Raw genomic sequence first — 21,166 nt, 5'->3', positions numbered from 1 at the left:
GGCTCTTTTTCTATCATCTTATTAAAAAATATAAGATTAATACTGATTATGCACGCTCAAGTAAAACCGCAACAGCAGGTAAAGTTTTGCCTTCTACAAATTCTAAGAATGCACCGCCACCAGTCGAAATATAACCAATTTGATCAGCAACTTCATATTTGTCGATTGCAGCAAGGGTATCACCACCACCTGCAATAGAGAAACCAGCAGATTCAGCAATTGCCAATGAAAGTGTCTTGGTTCCTTCACCAAATTGATCCACTTCAAATACGCCTACTGGACCATTCCAAAGAATTGTTTTCGATGTTTTTAATATCTCAGCAAATGCTTTAGCAGTTTCTGGACCAACATCTAAAATCATATCGTTATCAGTCACATCTGCAACGTTTTTCACAACAGCTTGTGCATTTGCTAACGAACCTAAGAAATCATCAAAGCTAATTTGGCTCGCATCTGCAACCACGACATCTGTTGGCAATGGAACACTGACTTTTGCAGCAATTTGTTTTGCTGTTTCAACTAAATCAGCTTCGTATAGTGATTTACCAACATTAAAGCCTGCCGCAGCAAGGAATGTATTAGCAATACCACCACCCACGATCAGTTGATCACAGATTGTAGAAAGTGAATTGAGTACATCTAGTTTTGTAGAAACTTTAGAGCCTGCAACAATCGCAACCATTGGTTTTTCAGGTGTTTGCATCGCACGACCAAGCGCATCTAACTCAGCCGCCAATAATGGACCTGCTGCTGCGATTGGAGCAAAACGTGCTGCACCTTCAGTTGACGCTTCTGCACGGTGTGCTGTACCAAAGGCATCCATAACGAATACATCACAAAGTGCTGCATATTTTTTTGCAAGCTCTTCGTTATTTTTCTTTTCACCATGGTTGAAACGCACGTTTTCAAGCAATACAACTTGACCCGCTTCAACCTCAACACCATCTAAGTAATCAGTAAATAATTTTACATCTTGACCTAGAGCTTTCGTTAAATACGCTGCTACTGGTGCAAGTGATTGTTCTGGTTTTGGCTCACCCTCTACAGGACGACCAAGATGAGAAAACACCATCACTGCCGCACCTTTATCTAAAGCAGCTTTGATCGTTGGTAACGCCGCACGCAAACGTGCATCGCTAGTAATTTCCCCATTTTTTACAGGAACGTTTAAGTCTTCACGAATAAGAACACGTTTACCTGTTAAATCAAGGTCAGTCATGCGCTGAAAATTCATGGGTGGCTCTCTAGTTGATTTTAAAAACGGCACAATTTTAAATGATTATCAAAAATAAAGGTGAGTTTTTTTGCAGAAAAGCTGGCGAAAGCGTCACTTTTGATTATGATAATCAATGTCACTTATTCTTAATATGATTATGTCTATTCATCCTGATCCAAAAATTAATCGTTTAAATGTCCTTGGCGAACCTTTAGCCAGTTGTTGTTATGATCCGATTACAGGATATTTCCGTAACGGTTTTTGTCATACCTCGGTTACAGATATTGGTCAACACACTATGTGTGCACAGATGACCTCTGAATTTCTAAATTTTTCACAAAAGATTGGCAATGATTTAATTACACCTTTACCTGAAGCCGGATTCCCAGGACTAAAACCTGGTGATTTTTGGTGTATTTGCGTGACACGATGGGTTGAGGCATATGAAGCGGGTCAAGCACCACCCATTAAATTGAACGCTTGCCATAATGCAGTTTTACATTATGTTCCGCTTAATATTCTTGTGGAATATGCAGTGTAATGGATCAATTTGAACTAATTTTGGCTTCTAGCAGCCAAACCCGCAAAGATCTGATGGATCGTTTACATCTAAATTATCGCTGTATTTCACCTGATATTGATGAGTCAGCTGATGGTGAATTACATGCCGATGATTTAGCGAAACGTCTCGCTTTCGAGAAAGCACGGGTGATTGCTGAAAAGAATCCAAACGCTATTGTGATTGGTTCTGATCAAGTTGCTTGGCGAGAACATGCGCCTTATGACTTTATTGGTAAACCATTAACGGTTGAAAATGCGATTCAACAATTACAAGCAAACTCCGGGAAAACTGTATTTTTTAGCACGGCACTCAGTGTCCAGCATTTGCAATCTAGCTTTGAAATCACACTGGTTGAGCATTACCAAGTGAAATTTCGCCAATTGACACTGACTGAGATTGAACGTTATATCGAAATTGATCAGCCTTTACATTGCGCAGGCAGCTTTAAATGTGAAAGCTTAGGGATTAGCTTATTTGAAAAAATGCTTGGTGATGATCAAACCACGTTGATGGGTTTACCGATGATTCAGTTGTGTAAGATTTTACGTGAATTTGGGATAGCTATTCCTTAAAAACACCCTTATCTAAATGAATCTAGATAAGGGTAAGTCATTATATTATTCCTCAACGATCTCAACTCGCTTTGGTAAAGCAAACCAAATAAATACCGTCAACACCAAAAAGAAGGTTGCTGCCACTTCTAATACAGCCCGATGTGATTGACTAAAAGCAAGTTGCGCCGCAGAAATCACTTGATCAGCAATACTTGGTGATATCTGTTTAACTGCTTGTACAGCCTCACCAATTGAAGTACTCACTTGCGCGATCAATGACTCAGGAACTTCGTTTGGTATTACAATTGCTTGTGCATAGAACCAAGAAAGCAATAATCCAAAAAAAGCAATACCGAAACCAGCGCCAAGTTCATATGCCATGCCTTCAATTGCACCAGCAGCACTTGCCTTAGTTGGGGGTACTGATGACATGATTGCTGAGGTAGAAGCAAGTAAAGCTATTTCCACACTCAAACCTAACGCCGCCATCCACGCCCAAGCTTGAAGTTTGGCTTGCATAAAGTCCGTATTGGCTAAACCCCACAAACTTATTGCACTCATCAACATACCCAGACTTGCAATCAAACGTAAACCAAAGCGATTAACCAATATACTTGCAATAGGCCCACCTAAACTAAACGCCAGCATAAAAGGTAAAATAAACATCCCTGCTGCTAATGGCGATAATTCATAAACAAACTGCAATTCTTGAGAAATGAGTAATTCAAAACCAACCAGAGCCATCATTGATACGACTGCCATGACCATACCCGTAGCAATCACAGGATGTTTAAACAATTGCATATCAATCATTGGTGATGTGGCGGTTAATTGTTTGCGGATAAAAGCAATTAATAAGCTAAGTCCAACAACAAAAATCACGACGACACTCATAGTAAACGCATGCATTGCTGTTTTTACTGCATAAATGATGCACAAAATGGCGACTACCAACACTAAGGCTTGTACCAAGTTTAAATTTTGTTTTGGTTGCCCCGCCTGTTTTGGAATCACCCAATAAGCCATGATCAATACCACTACAACAATTGGAATATTGATTAAAAATACTGCTCCCCAATGAAAGTGCTCAAGTAAGAAACCACCAAATAAAGGACCAAAGGCTGCACCACCACCACCGACAGTTGTCCATATACCTAATGCTATATTGCGTTGCTTTTCATCCAAAAAGGTATTCCGTACAGCGGAGAGTGTCGCAGGTAGAATCATTGCTGCACCCACTGCCAATAACGCTCTAGATGCAATCAACATCCATGCTGTAGAGGAAAATGCAGCCATCAAAGATGCTAAACCAAATAATCCGCCGCCGATCATCATTAAGCGTTTAAATCCGATAAGATCCCCTAACGCGCCCATTGGCAGAATCAGTCCAGCCATAACCAAGGAATAAATATCAATAATCCATAACAATTCATTGTTTGTTAGTGATAATGAATCAATAAGTGTTGGCGCAGCAACGTGTAATACGGTTGCATCAATAACAACAGGAAGATAGATCAATGCGATGATTGCAAGAATTAACCACTTGCGGGTCATAAATGCCTCTGAGTTGGACAATTGTTCAAGTTGGCGTTATTATAATCAAAACTGAACACTTGTCCAACTTTAAAATTTAAGTTAGTTTGTATCGGTTTGTGAAAAGTTATTTAAGGTGATGATATATGGCATATTTAAACAAAGATCAACGTCGTGAAATGATTCTACAAGCGGCTATGAAAGTTGCTTTAAATGAAGGTTTCTCAGCAATGACTGTACGTCGTATTGCTACTGAAGCGCAAACCTCAACAGGACAAGTACATCATCACTTTGCATCCAACTCACATTTAAAAGCCGAAGCATTTATTCAACTCATGCAGCAACTAGATGAAATTGAAAGTCTAGTGGCTACAAACAACTATTTACATCGTATTTATTTTTTACTGGGCTGTGAAAATATAGAGCAAGTTCAGCCCTATTTAAGATTATGGAATGAAGCTGAAGTTTTAATTGAACAAGATGCAGAAATTAAAAAAGCCTATAACATCGCAATGCAAGATTGGCACGATTCTATCGTCAAAATTATCGAAGAAGGTAAACTTTGCGAAGAGTTTAAATTTGAAACAAAAAGCCAAGACATTGCTTGGCGTTTGATTGCTTTTGTCTGCGGTTTAGAAGGTATTTATAAACTTGGTTTGTCGGGACTAAATGAAGAAGATTTTAAACGGCATACCGAATATATGATCAAATCAGAGCTTTATCCCTGAGTTAATGATCATGCGCATGTACTTCTTTATCTTCAACCCCTTGATCCATCACTTGCACAATACCCTGTCCATTTTTGATTTCAGCCGTATAATTTCCTTTATCACTGTAAATCTGAATAATCGTATATTGATCTTTTTGACTTTGAGTAATCGTAAAGTAGTTCCGCTCTGGTATACCTTGTTCAAACTCACCACGCCAACGTAAGATATCATCATCTACTTTTTCAATTTCAACAATTTTCCCACTACGATTGAGTCCATACTCAAGCATCTGGAACTTAACTACATCACCTATATTTTTGGTTTCAATAATATTTTGATTATAGTTAACAGCCATTCCTTTATTGCTTTTAGAGAGCGGTAAGGCTTCACTATTTTTCAAATCATTGTCTTGTATTTCATGAAACAAGACGGTTTCTTTCTTCGCAGTTTCTAATTCCTGTTTTGAAATATTCAAATTGTCACGCGGAAAATTAGATGCGGATTGATTAGAAGAACTAAAACGATTCGATTTTTGAGTTGAGCCATTCTGTGTAGATGCCACAACTTGATCAGGCTTAAAAAAAACAAATAAACCTACAGTCACGATCAACGTGACTGCAAGTAAAGTTAAAATTTTATAGTGCTTCATAAATTTGAAAACAACTTAATTATATTGTGAGATTCGGATAACGTTAGCATTAATAACACTAACAGCATCTTTCTTGCCTTCTTCGCCTAAACGCACACCATATTTTGGGTTATAAAGATATGGGCTCGAATAGAAGTTTAAGTTATTTCCACCCAAAGCGGTGCTTCCTAATGGATGAGAAAAACCTGAACCGATATTGGCTGAGTCACCATGATACAAACCTAAATTATGACCGACTTCATGCCGCATTGCTGCAACTGAACAGCCAGCAATATCATTTGCACCAATCATGTTATACGAACTCGCATTGATCCAAGCCCAACCACAACCGCCAGCACCAGGCTCATTTCCTTGGTAATAGACACCATCTGCTAATACGCGTTTACGTTCTGCTTGAACGGTTGTATCCGAGCGTCCAACATTAATTGCATCAAGTAAAGTCGCAGCAGGAATTTTATAAGTTAAATATCCTATTTGTCTTAAATAAAATTTGGCTGATGAATTTTCCGCAGTTAAATTGGTTAAATTCAATCCTTCAATCATACGAAGTTTTGAAGCACTTTCACCTAAAATAGTAGAAACTTCTGGACTATTAACCAACAACATATCAATGGTATAGCTATCAATTGCCCAACCTTGAGCAGTGAAAATAAAACGACGATTTTCACCAGTTTTGATTGTAGTAGATAAGCCGTTAGCCGCTGTAATAAAACTATTTGTAGACGCTGTAGAAGACAAAATCACCTTATCACCCACCTGTGCCGTTGTCGGTAAATTAATTGTTTGTTTCCAATTAGAATCCGAAATATTCACTTTGAGTGTAGGCTGAGTCATATTGGGTAAAGTTGAAGCAATTTCACTGCTTGAACTAATAGTTTTTGTTGGAGCAGACATTAGAACCCAATGAGCCTTATCTGTTACATACATAAACTCATATTGATCACCTGTTTTCAGACTCAATGTCGCACTACTATTGATATTCGTATTATTAATTTTTGCAGCCCAAGTTGCTGTTGATTTAATAATGATACGATCACGATCATTTGCAGTAGTTGGCAATGTGAAATTTGAAACCCAATTTGCATCTGCAAAATTAACTTCCGTCACAGGTGTCGTTACAGCATTTAAGCTTGTTCCAATATCCTTAACGTTTATTTTAACGGGTTTAATAAACTCAGGCACCCATTTCTGTAAAGCAGCGTTATATTTCAGCCAGTATTCACTGCCATTATTTAGATTATAGCTACTACCAAAAAGTAAATTATCTTTCGAAATTTCAGAAGCATAAGCCGCAGTGGAAACAACTTGAACTAAAGCACCATCCATCACATTAGTTGGCAACACAATTGTTTTTGCCCATTTTCCATCGGCAACTGAAACCTGCTGTAATTTAATATTACTTAATGCGATTTGTTCAACTTGTGAATTATTACTCGGACTTACAATAGCAAGTTGAGCCACCCATTTCTTTGAAGTTGAATTATAGACAAATTGAAAAGTATCTCCGCTTTGAATTTCAAGCACTTCAATGGGTAAATTTGTATTTGAAGTATCTAAGTAACTTTTATAGCCCGCTGTTGATTGAATAGTTACCTTATCTAAATTATTTGCGTTATTTGGCAAATAAATATTTTTTACCCAGTTGCCATTTGCTAAAACAAATTTTAGATCAGCATAACCCGTTGGGATATTGCCACTATTACTATTTTGATTTGGAGATAATGTAGTAGACGCATAAACTGCTGAGGCAGCCAATAGTCCTGCTATACAAATCACTCTAAGACTTAATTTCATTTATTTTCCTTTTTTGTGCTTTTTTTGCACAAAAAGAATAGCAAAAATAACCTCCCACCTCAATCAATATTTAAAATATATTATTTAAAATCATAATCTTATTTTTATCACAGTTTAGCAACAATCTGCTTAACCATTCAAGTTAATAGACTAAATATCCAAACAGAAGCTGTAATTTTAACGAAGATTGTTACTCTATATGATTTGCTGTAAAAGTGCGTAATTCAGCACATAAGTCCTCTTATTTATTAATTTTACTAAATAGTATAATCTTGAGTTTAGTCGTTCCAATTTAGAGGAACAAGACAGCAAAAATATGAAGTTACAATGATCATGAGCGTTGACTTAAAAATTAAAGTTAAGTTGATATTTAAAAAAGATTTATGCATGAAATAAAAAATGGAAATACCAATTTTAGAAAGTTCTAGGCTGAATTTATTCATATTTTCTATTGAAGATATAGCTGATATCTATCCCTGTATAACACCAACGTTAACTCGATATATGACGTGGGAACCAGCTCAAAGTCTTGAAGCATTAGAACATATCTGTAAAAAATGGCTGATTGCTGAAGCAAACGCCACTGACCTTCACTTCGTATTACGTGATAAAGAAAATCTACGTTTTATTGGTCTTATTGGCTTACATCGGATACACACTTTAACCCCTGAACTGGGTTTGTGGATTCGGGAAGATTGTCACAATCATGGTTTTGCTAAAGAAGCATTGCTTGAAGTCTTTTGTTGGGCTTCTCGCAATATATCCGCGCAATACTTTGTATACCCTGTTGCAGTAGATAATCAGCCAAGTCGTAAACTGGCTGAATTTTTAGGTGGAACTATTGCTGGATACAAAACAGAAAGCAAATATGAGGCGGTGATTTATCATATTCCGCCTTATTCAAAATAAAATCAATTAAAACCAGCCCTTACGACCATTTAATATTTCATCTGCACAACGTAAAGTTTCTTGGCTCAAACCCCATAAACGATAATCGCCTGTCGCAGATGTGACATTAAAATTATGCGTGTAAGCAAAACTGATTCCGCGATCAGGATCACACCAAGCACCCGAGCCATTAAAACCAACATGACCAAAACCATGTGGTGCACGCTTACCCATCGTTAAAATACGGTGATACCCCAAACGCCAATGCATTGGAATAGGCATGACTCGATCACGTGCTGTGAATTGCACTTTACCTAACTGCTTGAAAATCTCAGGGCGAATCAACTGCTCACCATTCCACTGCCCTTTATTGGCAAGCATAGCGTAAACTTTTGCTAAACTATCCGCAGTAAACACCCCATTTGCAGCAGGAATAATTGCCTGTAAGCCAGCATCACTAAAAAAGCTAAAATGATTCATTCCTTTTGGAATCATCGCATCTTTAAAATCTTGTGGGCTTTGTCCTGATAGTTCTAATAGTTTTTCAGACAAGGATGACTTGCGCGATTGATTAATCTTTTGAACTTGAGGTTTAGAAGTAACATGCGTTTTTGGTTTTGATATTAAGCGAGCGACACGATTCAATTCTGAACTTGGTACGCCAAAATACGCTCCATTCAATTCGAGCGGCTGAACTAAATAACGTTGCATTAGCCAATTTAAAGGTTGTTTAGCAGCTTTCTCAACCACACCCCCCAAAATCCAACCATAAGTTAATGGTTGATACGCATAACTTTGCCCTGCTGCAAAGCGTGGCGTAGCACCTGCTACAACCTCTAACATATGTTGCCAATCTAACATTTCTGTTGCTGAATCGATAAGGTTACGAATATCAAATAGACCCGTTTGATGAGATAACACGTGCCTTAATGTGATATTCGCTTTACCATTTTGAGCAAATTCAGGCCAATAATTTGCAATTGGTTGCTCGTAATCAAGTAAGCCTTCACTTACTAAAATATGTGCAAGCGTTGCTAAGATTCCTTTACCTGTTGAATAGCACATTGCCAAAGTATCAGACTGCCAATCTTCTTCTTGAGATTTTTTACCTGTAAATATATCGACAACTTTTTTGCCTTGGAAATAAACAACCAAAGCCGCACCACCCCGATCGCTTCTTGCATCTTGAAAACGGCTAAACTGACGTGCTAAATCAGAAAACCGTTCATCAACTGTGCCACGATAATTATGAGTATCGGCTAATAAAAGTTCTTTAATCAAAGCTCAAATCCTTATGATATTTATATTTTTAGAATATCCCTCTTGCGAACAAAAGGGATCATTAGAAATACATGATGGTATTAAAGGGCTTTTACTGTACCCGCAACATGTGGTTTTTTAGATTTTACATTACGAATTAAGAACTCAGTTTGTTTTGGTTCAATCGCAGTTAAAAACTCTACTGTTGAAGGTAAAAACATAGGTAACTTGAACCAGACATCTGCTTCATACGCATTTGGAAGTTCAAGGCTAGCTAATGCTTTTGCTTTACTCCACATACCATGTGCAATTGCTTGTTTAAAACCAAATGCTTTTGCTGTAACAGCGTGGATATGAATCAAATTAAAGTCACCTGAAATCATTGCATAACGGCGACCAGTATTCTCAGAAATATTCCATTCTGTTTGCGGCTGATAAGCTGGCTCTTTATTTTCTTTCGCTTTTTCAGATGCTTTTTTCTCAGTTTTTTGGCGAGATAAGTAAGTTGTTAAACTTTCCATCACCACTTCACCACCAACTTTTGCAGTTGTGATGAAATCAAACTGTAAGCCTTTATCATGTGGTTGTAGCTCGCCAAATTTACATGACAATGTAATCTGCTCATCTACACCAATTTTGCGTGTTTGTTTGATCTGGTTACGGATATGCACCAAACCTAATATCGCAAATGGGAACGCTTCGCTCGTCATCATGTGCATTTGCAAGCTTTGAGATAATACTGCCAAGTAAATTGCAGGTACAAATCCATCATTTTTAAAACCACAAATTTCGTTGTAGCTTTCTAAATGTTTTGCATCAATTTTGAGTGTATCAACCACATATTCAACTTGTGGCAAAACTTTTTCACCTTTCGGCTTTTTGAAAATTAAACCTTGGATAACTTTTGGATAAGCTAAATAAGGTTTTGGTAATTGACTAAAATGACGTGTATTCATAATAAACCTTTCTATATTTTTATAAAAAAGGGATGCACTAGCACCCCTCTTCAAAACCTTAATGCTTAAGCACCTAACAGGCTTTGACCACAAACGCGTACTACGTTACCAGTCACACCTGTTGAACCTGTTGATGCATACCAAGCAATCGCTTCAGCGACATCTACAGGCAAACCACCTTGATTCATTGAGTTCATACGACGACCTGCTTCACGAATCGCAAAAGGAATCGCAGCAGTCATTTGAGTTTCAATGAAACCTGGTGCAACAGCATTAATGGTAATGCCATTCTTTAATGTAGGCGCAGTAAACTTCACTAAACCAATCACACCTGCTTTAGAAACAGCATAGTTAGTTTGACCTAAGTTACCAGCGATACCACTGATTGATGATACACAAACGATACGACCATTTGCATTTAAACCATCATTAGAAAGTAAGTAATCGTTAACGCGCTCAATAGCAGATAAGTTAATGTTGATGACTAGATCCCAAAGCTCAGGCTTCATATTTGCCAAAGTTTTATCACGAGTAATACCCGCGTTGTGAACAATAACGTCTAAACCACCTTGTTTTGCAGCAGCAGTTTTGATTTTTTCACCCGCATCAGCAGCAGTAATATCAATTGCCAATACTGAGCCACCAATTGAACCTGCAACACGCTCTAAATCAGCTTGTTGTTGTGGAACGTCTAAGCAAATCACATGCGCGCCATCACGAGCAAGAACATGAGCGATTGCTTCACCAATACCACGGCTCGCACCTGTTACTAATGCCGTTTTACCTGCAAGTGGCTTCGCCCAATCTAAGTCAACCACATCAGCTTTAGAAACACGGATCACTTGACCAGAAACATAAGCTGAACGCGGAGAGATTAAGAACCGTAAAGTTGACTCTAGGTTTTCTTCAGCACCTTGATCAACATAAACCACTTGAGCAGTAATCCCTTTTTTAAATTCCTTACCAGCAGATTTAACAAAGCCTTCAAGCGCACGTTGTGCAATTGCTTGTTTTACGGTCTTAGCTGTTTCTGGTGTTGTACCAATAACAATCACACGACCAGAACTAGAAATTTGACGAACGATTGGATTAAAGAAGTCATACAATGCTTTTAATTGTTCAGAATCTTGAATACCAGAAGCATCAAATACCACCGCTTTAAACTTTGACTCTTTATCATCAGCATTTAAAGGACGAAGATTTAAACCAACTTTTGCAGCAGTTTGTTGTAATTCAACATTATTACCCACATAACTATCTGCATGGATATTGCTAAGTACTTGAGCAATAGCAGCAGAAATCGTGCTTGATGGAGCAGCGCCAAACAATACGGCACCATTCACAACAGGTTGAGCACTTTCAAAACGTTCTAACGTTACTGGCGATGGTAAACCTAAATTTTTTACAACAAACTTACCCAAAGGTGATTGTGTAAATGCTTGGTATTGATCGGTCATGATTATTATCTCTCATACAAATGAATTTTCTACAAACATATGCTTCATGTTAGCCTAAAAACATGAAATCAATGTCTGATTGACTCATAACAAATCATACTTGAGTTCATGTTCTGATGTCTTGACCTGAATGTGGTCTAAAGCGTCATTCTAGTCAATACAGCAGTATTGTAAATATGGTATTGTTATCACAAGAATATCGCAATTATGCTTGGAAAAGCCTTATGAGCAAAACAACTCAAGAAAATCCAGCAGTCGAAAATTCTGCTGAAGAAAATGTGTCAAATACATCAAAAGCAGCTTCTACTACACGTAAAACTGCTAGCACAACTTCAAAAGCAGCAAGCACGACACCTAAGACAACTCGTACTACCACTCGTAGTCCGAAAAGTACTGCTTCTTCTAGTACGACAAAAGCAGCATCAGCTAAAACAACCAAACCTTCTGTTCAACAGGATAAAACCATGAGCCAAAACACTGTGCGCCGTGTTGCCATTATCGGCGGTAACCGTATTCCTTTCGCTCGCTCTAACGGCGCTTATTTCACAGCTTCTAACATTGACATGTTTACTGCTGCGTTAAACGGTTTGGTTGAGCGCTTCAACCTACAAGGTCAACGTTTGGGTGAAGTTGTTGCTGGCGCAGTATTAAAACACAGCCGTGACTTCAACATGACTCGTGAGTGTGTTTTAAATACTCAACTTGCTCCTGAAACACCAGCTTGTGATCTTCAACAAGCTTGTGGTACTGGTTTACAAGCAGCATTCCAAGTAGCAAACAAAATTGCTCTAGGTCAAATCGAAGTGGGTATCGCTGGTGGTGTTGATACTACATCTGATGCACCTATCGCATTTGGTGATGGTTTACGTAAAGCTTTACTTGAGCTTAACATTGCTAAAACGGGTAAAGATCGCTTAAAAGCACTTTCTAAGATCAATGTTAAAGATCTTATGGATGCACCTAAAAATGGTGAACCACGTACTGGTTTATCTATGGGTGACCATCAAGCAATTACTGCGCTTGAGTGGGGTATTCCACGTGAAGAGCAAGATGCTTTAGCTGCGTCTTCTCACCAAAAAATGGCGAAAGCATACGAAGAAGGTTTCTTCGATGACCTAATTACGCCATTCCTAGGCTTAAGCCGTGATAACAACTTACGTGCTGATTCAACTGCTGAAAAATTAGCTAAATTAAAACCAGTATTTGGTAAAGGCGAAGCTGCAACAATGACAGCGGGTAACTCTACTCCACTTACTGATGGTGCTTCATGTGTACTTTTAGCGTCTGAAGAATGGGCTAAAGCAAATGGTCACGAAGTTCTTGCTTACTTAACGTTCTCTGAAACAGCTGCAGTTGATTTCGTTGGTAAGAAAGAAGGCTTATTGATGGCGCCTGCTTATGCAGTTCCGCGTATGCTTGAGCGTGCTGGTCTTAAACTTCAAGATTTCGACTACTATGAAATTCATGAAGCATTTGCATCACAAGTTCTTTCTACTTTGAAAGCTTGGGAAGATGAAAAATTCTGTAAAGAGCGTTTAGGTTTAGATGCACCTTTAGGTTCAATTGATCGTAGCAAATTAAACGTTAAAGGTTCTTCTTTAGCTGCTGGTCACCCATTTGCTGCTACTGGTGGTCGTATCATCGCGACTGCTGCAAAAATCTTAAACCAAAAAGGTTCTGGTCGCATCTTAGTTTCGATCTGTGCTGCTGGTGGTCAAGGTGTAACTGCTATTATTGAAAAATAATTGCTAGCCTGAAACAAAAAGGGATTAAATCTTTGGATTAAATCCCTTTTTTATTATAATTATGATTAAATAAACCAATATCTATAAAAATATAGCACATGCAGTCATTTCTATTTGATCAACTCTTTTACATTGGTACTTGGCATCCAATATTCTTGATCATGCTATTTGCTTTTGGATTCTATCTGGCAGAGCTATCATTTAAAAAAGCTCTAGTTATACACCCTATTCATCACTTTAAAACTGGAAAAAGATTATTCAATAGTTCTTTTGGTGCTTCGCTATCTTTTTTAATAACTTATGCTCTTAATTTCAATTTTATTTTCTACCTAACGTTTTGTATTTTTGTTCCTTATATCTTAGTAAGTAAAACCTATCATCAAGCACAAAATGGATATTAAAACATGTGGTTATTCATCATAAATATCTTCCTATTTTTGGGGCTATGTTTTGTTCTACTCCATTTCTTAGCTGGTGAAGAAAGACATTTATCTATTATTATATTTTTCGCAATTTGTCTTTGGTTCATGAGCTTTATCGTTTGGATGTTACACTTTAAAGATCACGTTGTTGCTTAGGCTATCTAGCTCTTTTAAACTTCACATAATAATCATTTAAAACTTTAATCGCTTGCTTCAACTGTTTAAGATTTTCTTCTGTATTCCCCAACCGCTCAACAAAACGCTGTGAGTGTATTTCTAGATCGATCTTTTCATTAATTTGCGGTGCAATCCGAAATAGCTTTTCGAGATCGTCAAATCGATCTAACTTTCGGTTTGAGAAATATTCCAGACGAAATCCCAACTCATTCAAAACGATGCCTTTATAAATTGCACCACGACTATCAAAAACCAAGTCATTTTCTTTAAGGAATAGCTGTTCAGGTGTTTCCTTTGAACTTTTGAATAAGCTAGTTAGTTGGCTTAACATATGATCTATCTATACAGCTTTGCTTTGATGACTTGCTTATTAAAACGATAAAGTACCCATTGATGCAAGCTAACAATCAATCAGGAATAAAAAAGCACCCTTAAAAGGATGCTTTTCTAAATCAGGTTAACCATATTGTTTTTTCAAATAATCAACAATCTTAGCCGACTCAAACATCTTCACGCCTGTGTTTGGATCAATTAAAAATGGAACTTGAATATCACGTCCCATTATTTCGACAGTCTTCTCACGCTTGCCATTCGGCAAAGGAATATATGGACCAGGTTTTAAACGTAAAATGGCAGGTCCCATATCTTGCCAACGCTCTTTTGGTACGTTGTGTAAAATATAAGGTAATTCTAATTCAGTAAGAACCTCACGTACTAAACGTGTATATGGACTCGCTTCAAAGCTCCACAATTCTAAAAGCTCTGTAGGCGCTGGGCGATCTATAATTTGCTTATTGATCCACACACCGCGAGCGGCATTCGCAACAGTTGCTAAGGTCGAAATATATGGTAATTTTGGATAATAGCTATATTTTTTAGGTGTATGCCCTGTTTTGCCATAATGCTTAAACAGATGATGAATGATCTCTTGTGACTCGTAGAGTTGATCACCTGTGTTTTCATCAATCAAAAATGGAAACTGTCTTTTACCGCCCTTTTCTTTTACAACTTGGCGATATTTTTGTCCGCCTTTAGGACATGGATAAATTTCAACATCTAGATTTAACATTGTGATGACTTCACGGACACGGCGGCAAAATGGTGAACCTTCAAACTCATAGAGCTTAATCGGCTTCGCAGGTTGATTCGGAAATGGTGTTCCTGATACCCCACGTCCACCTTCGATCAGTGTTGCAGCTACTGATTGTAAAACTTTAAACTGATGACTCACCATTTTAAGCATACTGTTATCCTTTTAGCAGTCGACTAATTTTTCTTTTGCAATCACAATTCCGTTATTATCTGCATAGATATAATCACCAGAACTGATCGTCACGCCACCAAAATACAATGTGATGTCTACTTCACCTATGCCCTTACGATTACTTTTTTGTGGTATTGCAGCCAATGCATGTACACCTAAATCTAATTCCGCAATTGCATCCACATCACGCACACAACCATAAATCACCACTCCATTCCAGTGATTCTTTACAGCTGATTCTGCAATCAAATCTCCCATAAGTGCGCAACGCATTGATGCACCACCATCAACAACCAATACCTTACCAGTACCATCCGTTGCTAAAAGCTCTTTAACACGAGAGTTATCCTCGAAACACTTTACAGTTACGACTTGCCCACCAAAGGTTTTACGAGCACCATAGCTTTTAAAGAATTTACCATCTAAGGAAGGTATAACGACTTGTAAATCTTTTTCTGGATTATCATCTAATAAATCACAAGTTACGAAAGTTGCTGTTGTCACTTAAATTCTCCATTACTGCGTTTGTTGTATGCTTAAATTGTCATAAAGTTTGAATATGGCGGTCTGACTTTGCGCTGCAACAACCATTGTATGCGCTAATTGCTCAGCGGTTACAGGTTTAAATTTAAACGGCTTGGTCCATGTTTTTTCAACCAATTTAAATAAAGTTTGCGCTACGTCCTCTAAAATACGAACATCACTTCATTTGCCAATTAAAAGCGAAGGCTGAAAAATAGATAGTTTATAAATTGATAAACTTTTCAGATAATCCTCCAACTCACCTTTCACTTTATTATAAAAAATAGGCGAATTTGCATCAGCACCTAATGCGCTCACAATTAAGAAATGAATATTTTTATCTTGAATTAGGTCTGCAAAATGCGCGTTAATTTCATAATCAATTGCATAAAATGCTTGTTTAGAACCTGCTTGTTTTATCGTACTACCCAAACAACTAAAAGCATGTGTATGTGAACTTACATCTTCATCATTGAGTAAAAGAAAATCTTCTAAAACCAGCTGAGTCACCTTGCTATAAGCATTTAATGTGTCAGACTTTTTACGTACAATAACTGTAATTGCACTAAAATCTTCTAATTGTTGTAACTCATCAATCAAGGCTTGTCCGACTAATCCGGTTGCACCAATGACGATTGCTTTTTTATCACCTATTTTCATTTTTATTCCACTTAAGTCATTACTCGACCTAATGTAACGTTTTCTTGCACGTTTATCATCTGTTAAATGCACTTAAAAACATGACAAAGCTTGACTTCGGGGCTTAGTTTCCTCAAAATATGCCACTTGTTTACGGGCTGGTGAATGTTGCCAATTTATTGGTTTTAACTTCAGCCCGCCCAGACCAACTTATTTTTAAGGAGTGCACGAGTGGCAAACTCTGCTCAAGCTAAAAAACGTGCTCGTCAAAACGTTAAAGCACGCAAACACAACGCAAGCTTGCGTTCTATGGTTCGTACTTACATCAAACGTACTGTAAATGCGATCGCTGCTGGTGATTATGCTGTTGCTTCAGAAGCTTATAAAACAGCTGTACCTGTAATCGACCGTATGGCTGATAAAGGTATCATCCACAAAAACAAAGCTGCTCGTCACAAGAGCCGCTTAAATGCTCAAGTTAAAGCGTTAGCTAACTAATTTGATCGTATAAAAAAGCCCGATTTTCGGGCTTTTTTATTGCCTTCAGTTTATGCAAATGGTGACAAGCATGTTCTTTCATTTTGCACAATTGCTATAATTTTTTGACAGCATTTGTAGCTATCTTCCAATAAAAATAAATCGTGCGCTCTTAAATTATTTTGAATAAATAACGTCTTATAGAATTGATATCGTTCATTCAGGAAATCATGATCTTGGCTTAGGGCAATCATCATTAACTCTACACGAAAATCCAAATCAACTCGCTGATTTAATGGCATAGCGTGATATGCCCAAGCTTGTAAGTTATCTATATTTCCATGACCTAAATGCGAAAAAATAAAATTGATATAAGCATCTAATTGACTAAGAAACTTATGGATATCGTTGGCGGAATCCCATCTTCCAGACAAATCGAAACTTAATTTATCTTTTTGACTAAATTGATCAAGAGTTACAATATCAACTGGTCTCAATCGAAAAATAAGACGTTCAGGTATTTGTTCTTGTAATTCTGTAGGAATAAATCGATTGGTCATATCTATAGCAAAAGAGACCATTGGGCTAATGGTTAATTTTCTTAGCACCAATTTAAGCTGATAAAAAATACCATCATATTGCTGCGTTAATAAAAAACATCGATACCCTGTATCAATTGAACGTTCAGGATGCTCAACATTCCCCCAACGAGAGATATAGTCATGTGCAATGTTAAAAACATTCAGCTTTAGATCTCGCGAATAAGATTGTTCTTGAAACCATTTACTCATCAATTGTTCAGCTTCATTCATATTTTGAGGAATCTGAAATTCACTGCGATTTATGGCTACTTTATCAACCATATGAGTTTCTGTTTGTTTTGCAATTAATGGCGCTAACAAATAAGGCTGCAACATTGTTGAAATAGCATCTTGGGGTGATTGAAGCTCACCTATTGCCCATATATTATAATCAGGCTCATAACAGCCTACACCCGTTGCATGTACCGCTTCATAAAATACGCGATACAAGGCATCGTTTTGTGCTTCTAAAGCAAGAACATCTAGTTGCACACTTGCAGATAATCCCTGAGAAAATTGTTCCTTCAGCGAACTTACCCACTGTTGGGTCTGATCTGTAAAATAATTTTGATATTCTGGATCACAAATTTTACTCGAAAATAAATCTAACCAAGCCTTCAACGTTTTACCATGACTTGATACTTTGCCATATTGTTGGTGCAACTCTAATGCAGCCTGATGTGAATCATCTTCGGCAGGAACTTTACCTGTAAATATCTCAGATTCCCACAAATAAATCGTGTTTAATAACATCTTTTTATCCAATTATGCGTCAAGTTTATCTTTTTTTATTTTTTTATAATGCCCAAAAAGAGATTTTTTTGAAAGCACAGTTTTTAAACTTATATGTAACTTGTTATTTAAAAGAAATGGCATAAATCCTATGCAAGGTTTTATGCCATTAATTCAATACAAAGACTTAAAATATCACCTACGGATTAACCTTAAGTAATTTTGTTGCGATTGGTAGGTTTTTCGATGATAAACCAGCCAGAATTAAGCTGTTATTTATTGGAAGCGATGTCCATTTTTGATTCCCGCCATTGGTACATCTATAGCGGATTAAACGAGCACGATTATTAGTAAGATAACCACCCTCTAAATCAAAACATTGATTAGATTGTTTGATCGCCTGTTGTGCGGTATCCACTTCCCAAATCTGAGATGCTGTACCACTACAAGGCATTAAATTAACCACATTACCAGACAGTGTTGTTAAACATTGATCAATATATTGCTTATTATGAATTTTACCTAAAGCATCATACATCCACTTTTCAGAGTCATCTCCTGTACAACCACTTGCCCCACTAATAAAAGTATTTAATTGACCCGTTGCTAATTTTTCAACTTTTAAACAGTTGGTCTTGTTCATGAGTGTGCTTGTAGAATTGAACGTAAAATCATTTTTTAAATCCAATTTTTCAACAAATGCATTAAATGCAGTTACAGCATCAGCGTTTAAATTGGTTAAATCTGAACGATAAACATTGATCCAACGATTTAATCGATAAAGTTTAATTTGCTGTTGAACAAAACGTTGCATCTCATTTTGAGCATCAAGTGATAACTCATCTTTAAATGTACGATATGAATCAAATAATAATTTAGATTCAGGAGAAAGACTTACGACTGCTTTATCCTTATTTTGTAGCAACGCTTGTTCAAAATGTGGAAGTTCAATCGCCTTTAATGCTGAGTATCCAGCTTCTTTACCAATCACGACGTAAGGTGATAATGGTGTGTTTGTTGCAGGAATAGTGATGCTTGAAAGTAAAACTGCTGCTTCATTTGCTTTTTTACAATACAGTTTAGCTTGTTGAGGTGATTCACTTTGCGCCACATTTACATGGAATTTATTCGCATTACTATTGGTATTCATCCGCTGAGGTGCTAATGCAATATTTTGACTAGCACTCGCAAACTGAATATTGAGCCAACACTGTGCTGTAGCACTGTTTGGATTAACCTGCGGTAAATTAAACACATTTCCCCAATTTCCTTTAGCCGCTGGATAGATTAAACCTTTTTGATTAACAGGATCATAGCCACCTAAAATTGTATAAACAGGCACACTAAATAATCTTGGTTTCAAGTAATTACCATCAGCACTGTTATACCAAACATTATTTGAGTTAGGCGTTTTTGGCTGTGCAACATCCATTGTACGTGTAATAGAGTTCCACTTTTTATACCCTGTAGGTGAAGAAGCGTCCCAAACGTAGCGATCAAATGCAGGTTGGATTTTAAGATAAGTGCTATAACCAGTGTAATGCGTATATTTAGAGATGCTACTTGCCGTTGCCCCGCCTGACATTGCATCCCAACCATAGGCATACTTATTTAGAAAATTGGGCACACCATTACTACCATCACCCAAATTCGTGGTTGACCAGTTTAAATTACCTCGCATTTTATTTCTAAAGGCGATATAACCCCATCCACTATCCGCATGATGCGCTGCCCAAAACATATTATTGCCTACAGAGCCAGGGTAATGCCCTAATCCGTAGTGATGACCGATTTCATGACTAAATTCATTTCCTACAGAATCGATAAGTGTCAGCATACCATTACCACCACTTAGACCATGCGTGACATCACCATTACTATACTTTCCTCGTGCATAATGCGTGATCACACTTTGAGTAAGTTGTGGTTGTTCTTGGCTTGCCATTGATGCACTAGTAATTCCCCAATTGGCAAGATTTATGCCTACACCAAAAGTCGACTTAGCGGTGTTCTCACGCATATCTCCACTATATACATCACCCGTTGTCGAGCTCGCAACGTCATAAATGACGCCACTTGCAACCATTACTTTGTCCAACTTGAGATCTTCATATTTTGAGACAATCATTCGAGCAGCAGGAATAGTTTGAAAATAATCAGTTCCAGCCTTTTCTGGCTCCAATAACATATAGTGACCATTGGATTTAGGCGAATCTGTCAATAAACCTAAACGAATATTTTGTACAACCAACTCACCTGGCGCAGCCAAATCAATATTCTCTGCGGTTAATTCACCAACGCGGTTATTTATTGGATCAATGATTCGAAGATTTAGACCCGCTCTAATTTCATTCCATTTTAATGCGACTGTCCACGCACGTTTAGAATAGTTTACAGGTGATCGTGTATCTGAATTGGATTGATCTGAAGCAGCAATCCGCGAAGGTTCCTTTAATTTTACAGTTCGTACAAGTTGACTACCTTGATATATTCCGACTTGTAGCTGTTGTAGATCACCCATTTCAGCCAAAGGACTTACTAGTAATAATGCATCCTTCTCAGTCGTTAAACGTGGCATTGAATCTTTTTCATTATTTTTAGGATTGACTACATGGCTTTGTGCAAACTGAATCATTGCAGCAAAACTACCTGTTAAATCATTTCTTAAGACACGTGTTTGACCTAATTTATCATAATCGTAAAAACCTAAAATCGAATCATCCATTGCATCTTTTTTAGGTTCAGGATACTTTTCTGGAACTGGAGCAGGATTTTCACTTCCTGATCCATTATCGGGTGTTTCAGCAGACCCATCACCCGGTAATTCATTACTCCCACCATCGGGCTTTGGATTCTGGTTATTCTCTGAACCTGAAGAGTTGTCTTTAGGCGGTTCATTCGGTTTAGGATTATTTTCACCCTCTCCACCTCCGCCACAAGCAATCAGCATGGTTGATAATAAGCATACTGTTAAATGTTTAAGTCGTAATTGCATCACATTTCCCCAAGAAAAAGTGTATTAGAATAT

General features: G+C 37.5%; 18 protein-coding genes and 1 pseudogene. 6 read left to right on the top strand and 13 right to left on the bottom strand.

Features of this window, described 5'->3' with window-relative positions; genetic code table 11:
* Window positions 1–46: 46 nt before the first annotated feature.
* Window positions 47–1,234, bottom strand: coding sequence for a phosphoglycerate kinase (locus tag F933_RS03035; protein ID WP_005058415.1), 1,188 nt, complete (start codon window positions 1,232–1,234; stop codon window positions 47–49).
* A 139-nt stretch (window positions 1,235–1,373) separates the two neighbouring features.
* Between F933_RS03035 and F933_RS03030 the strand changes: the two genes are divergently transcribed.
* Window positions 1,374–1,757 (top strand): DUF2237 family protein, encoded by a 384-nt coding sequence (locus tag F933_RS03030; protein ID WP_034710455.1) that lies wholly within the window; start codon window positions 1,374–1,376, stop codon window positions 1,755–1,757.
* Window positions 1,757–2,350, top strand: coding sequence for a Maf family protein (locus F933_RS03025; protein WP_005058412.1), 594 nt, complete (start codon window positions 1,757–1,759; stop codon window positions 2,348–2,350). Before F933_RS03030 ends, F933_RS03025 begins: the two co-directional genes overlap by 1 nt.
* 45 nt (window positions 2,351–2,395) lie before the next feature.
* On the opposite strand, the gene F933_RS03020 is transcribed toward F933_RS03025, so the two are convergent.
* Window positions 2,396–3,886 carry a SmvA family efflux MFS transporter gene (locus F933_RS03020; RefSeq protein WP_005058410.1) on the bottom strand — a complete coding sequence of 497 codons (1,491 nt, stop codon included), beginning with the start codon at window positions 3,884–3,886 and terminating at the stop codon, window positions 2,396–2,398.
* Window positions 3,887–4,011: 125 nt separating this feature from the next.
* Between F933_RS03020 and F933_RS03015 the strand changes: the two genes are divergently transcribed.
* Window positions 4,012–4,593 (top strand): TetR family transcriptional regulator, encoded by a 582-nt coding sequence (locus F933_RS03015; RefSeq protein ID WP_005058408.1) that lies wholly within the window; start codon window positions 4,012–4,014, stop codon window positions 4,591–4,593.
* A 1-nt stretch (window position 4,594) separates the two neighbouring features.
* Here the strand turns inward: F933_RS03015 and cpaB are convergent, their stop codons facing one another.
* Window positions 4,595–5,224, bottom strand: a complete 630-nt coding sequence (cpaB, locus tag F933_RS03010; protein WP_005058406.1) for a metalloprotease secretion chaperone CpaB — start codon at window positions 5,222–5,224, stop codon at window positions 4,595–4,597.
* A 15-nt stretch (window positions 5,225–5,239) separates the two neighbouring features.
* Complete coding sequence (cpaA, locus tag F933_RS03005) at window positions 5,240–7,018, bottom strand: metalloendopeptidase CpaA (protein ID WP_005058403.1); 1,779 nt, start codon at window positions 7,016–7,018, stop codon at window positions 5,240–5,242.
* A gap of 399 nt (window positions 7,019–7,417) precedes the next feature.
* On the opposite strand from cpaA, the gene F933_RS03000 reads away from it, so the two are divergent.
* Entirely contained in the window at window positions 7,418–7,927 is a 510-nt protein-coding gene (locus tag F933_RS03000; protein ID WP_005058400.1) for a GNAT family N-acetyltransferase, read from the top strand.
* 6 nt (window positions 7,928–7,933) lie between these two features.
* On the opposite strand, the gene F933_RS02995 is transcribed toward F933_RS03000, so the two are convergent.
* The 3 genes from F933_RS02995 to F933_RS02985 all read right to left on the bottom strand — a co-directional run bounded on the left by F933_RS02995 (window position 7,934) and on the right by F933_RS02985 (window position 11,579).
* A complete protein-coding gene (locus F933_RS02995) occupies window positions 7,934–9,187 on the bottom strand; it encodes a serine hydrolase domain-containing protein (RefSeq protein WP_005058398.1) in 1,254 nt (417 codons plus the stop codon).
* 80 nt (window positions 9,188–9,267) lie between these two features.
* Window positions 9,268–10,122, bottom strand: coding sequence for a MaoC family dehydratase (locus F933_RS02990; RefSeq protein ID WP_005053334.1), 855 nt, complete (start codon window positions 10,120–10,122; stop codon window positions 9,268–9,270).
* Window positions 10,123–10,187: 65 nt separating this feature from the next.
* Window positions 10,188–11,579: a 3-oxoacyl-ACP reductase gene (locus tag F933_RS02985; protein ID WP_005058396.1), complete on the bottom strand. Its 1,392-nt coding sequence runs from the start codon at window positions 11,577–11,579 to the stop codon at window positions 10,188–10,190.
* Window positions 11,580–11,803: 224 nt separating this feature from the next.
* Here F933_RS02985 and F933_RS02980 point away from each other — a divergent pair, with 224 nt between their 5' ends.
* Entirely contained in the window at window positions 11,804–13,324 is a 1,521-nt protein-coding gene (locus tag F933_RS02980; RefSeq protein ID WP_005058395.1) for an acetyl-CoA C-acetyltransferase, read from the top strand.
* A gap of 579 nt (window positions 13,325–13,903) precedes the next feature.
* Here the strand turns inward: F933_RS02980 and F933_RS02970 are convergent.
* From F933_RS02970 to F933_RS02955, 4 genes and pseudogenes are all read right to left on the bottom strand, one after another.
* A complete protein-coding gene (locus F933_RS02970; RefSeq protein WP_005058391.1) occupies window positions 13,904–14,254 on the bottom strand; it encodes a hypothetical protein in 351 nt (116 codons plus the stop codon).
* Window positions 14,255–14,380: 126 nt separating this feature from the next.
* Complete coding sequence (locus F933_RS02965) at window positions 14,381–15,166, bottom strand: glutathione S-transferase N-terminal domain-containing protein (protein WP_005058389.1); 786 nt, start codon at window positions 15,164–15,166, stop codon at window positions 14,381–14,383.
* Window positions 15,167–15,178: 12 nt separating this feature from the next.
* Window positions 15,179–15,691 carry a ribonuclease E activity regulator RraA gene (rraA, locus tag F933_RS02960; protein ID WP_005058387.1) on the bottom strand — a complete coding sequence of 171 codons (513 nt, stop codon included), beginning with the start codon at window positions 15,689–15,691 and terminating at the stop codon, window positions 15,179–15,181.
* A 12-nt stretch (window positions 15,692–15,703) separates the two neighbouring features.
* Window positions 15,704–16,369, bottom strand: a pseudogene (locus F933_RS02955) (Rossmann-fold NAD(P)-binding domain-containing protein).
* Window positions 16,370–16,579: 210 nt separating this feature from the next.
* Here F933_RS02955 and rpsT point away from each other — a divergent pair.
* Entirely contained in the window at window positions 16,580–16,846 is a 267-nt protein-coding gene (gene rpsT, locus F933_RS02950) for a 30S ribosomal protein S20 (RefSeq protein WP_005053324.1), read from the top strand.
* Window positions 16,847–16,896: 50 nt separating this feature from the next.
* Here the strand turns inward: rpsT and F933_RS02945 are convergent, their stop codons facing one another.
* Both F933_RS02945 and F933_RS02940 read right to left on the bottom strand, forming a co-directional pair.
* Entirely contained in the window at window positions 16,897–18,159 is a 1,263-nt protein-coding gene (locus F933_RS02945) for a hypothetical protein (RefSeq protein WP_005058383.1), read from the bottom strand.
* 178 nt (window positions 18,160–18,337) lie between these two features.
* Window positions 18,338–21,133, bottom strand: coding sequence for a M66 family metalloprotease (locus tag F933_RS02940; RefSeq protein WP_005058380.1), 2,796 nt, complete (start codon window positions 21,131–21,133; stop codon window positions 18,338–18,340).
* Between the last annotated feature and the right edge of the window lie 33 nt (window positions 21,134–21,166).

Origin of the sequence: Acinetobacter beijerinckii CIP 110307 (genome assembly GCF_000369005.1) — a bacterium.
In the GTDB taxonomy this organism is placed as follows: Bacteria; Pseudomonadota; Gammaproteobacteria; order Pseudomonadales; family Moraxellaceae; genus Acinetobacter; species Acinetobacter beijerinckii.
The sequence above is the reverse complement of the archived record's forward strand: the minus strand, read 5'-3'. Positions and strand labels throughout refer to the sequence as shown.

Coding starts and splice junctions, on each gene's coding strand:
- F933_RS02940 (WP_005058380.1), bottom strand. CDS start 21,133: ATGCAATTACGACTTAAACATTTAACAGTATGCTTATTATCAACCATG.
- F933_RS03020 (WP_005058410.1), bottom strand. CDS start 3,886: ATGACCCGCAAGTGGTTAATTCTTGCAATCATCGCATTGATCTATCTT.
- cpaA (WP_005058403.1), bottom strand. CDS start 7,018: ATGAAATTAAGTCTTAGAGTGATTTGTATAGCAGGACTATTGGCTGCC.
- cpaB (WP_005058406.1), bottom strand. CDS start 5,224: ATGAAGCACTATAAAATTTTAACTTTACTTGCAGTCACGTTGATCGTG.
- F933_RS03030 (WP_034710455.1), top strand. CDS start 1,374: ATGTCTATTCATCCTGATCCAAAAATTAATCGTTTAAATGTCCTTGGC.
- F933_RS02945 (WP_005058383.1), bottom strand. CDS start 18,159: ATGTTATTAAACACGATTTATTTGTGGGAATCTGAGATATTTACAGGT.
- F933_RS03035 (WP_005058415.1), bottom strand. CDS start 1,234: ATGAATTTTCAGCGCATGACTGACCTTGATTTAACAGGTAAACGTGTT.
- F933_RS03015 (WP_005058408.1), top strand. CDS start 4,012: ATGGCATATTTAAACAAAGATCAACGTCGTGAAATGATTCTACAAGCG.
- F933_RS02985 (WP_005058396.1), bottom strand. CDS start 11,579: ATGACCGATCAATACCAAGCATTTACACAATCACCTTTGGGTAAGTTT.
- F933_RS02990 (WP_005053334.1), bottom strand. CDS start 10,122: ATGAATACACGTCATTTTAGTCAATTACCAAAACCTTATTTAGCTTAT.
- F933_RS02980 (WP_005058395.1), top strand. CDS start 11,804: ATGAGCAAAACAACTCAAGAAAATCCAGCAGTCGAAAATTCTGCTGAA.
- F933_RS03025 (WP_005058412.1), top strand. CDS start 1,757: ATGGATCAATTTGAACTAATTTTGGCTTCTAGCAGCCAAACCCGCAAA.
- F933_RS02965 (WP_005058389.1), bottom strand. CDS start 15,166: ATGCTTAAAATGGTGAGTCATCAGTTTAAAGTTTTACAATCAGTAGCT.
- F933_RS02970 (WP_005058391.1), bottom strand. CDS start 14,254: ATGTTAAGCCAACTAACTAGCTTATTCAAAAGTTCAAAGGAAACACCT.
- F933_RS03000 (WP_005058400.1), top strand. CDS start 7,418: ATGGAAATACCAATTTTAGAAAGTTCTAGGCTGAATTTATTCATATTT.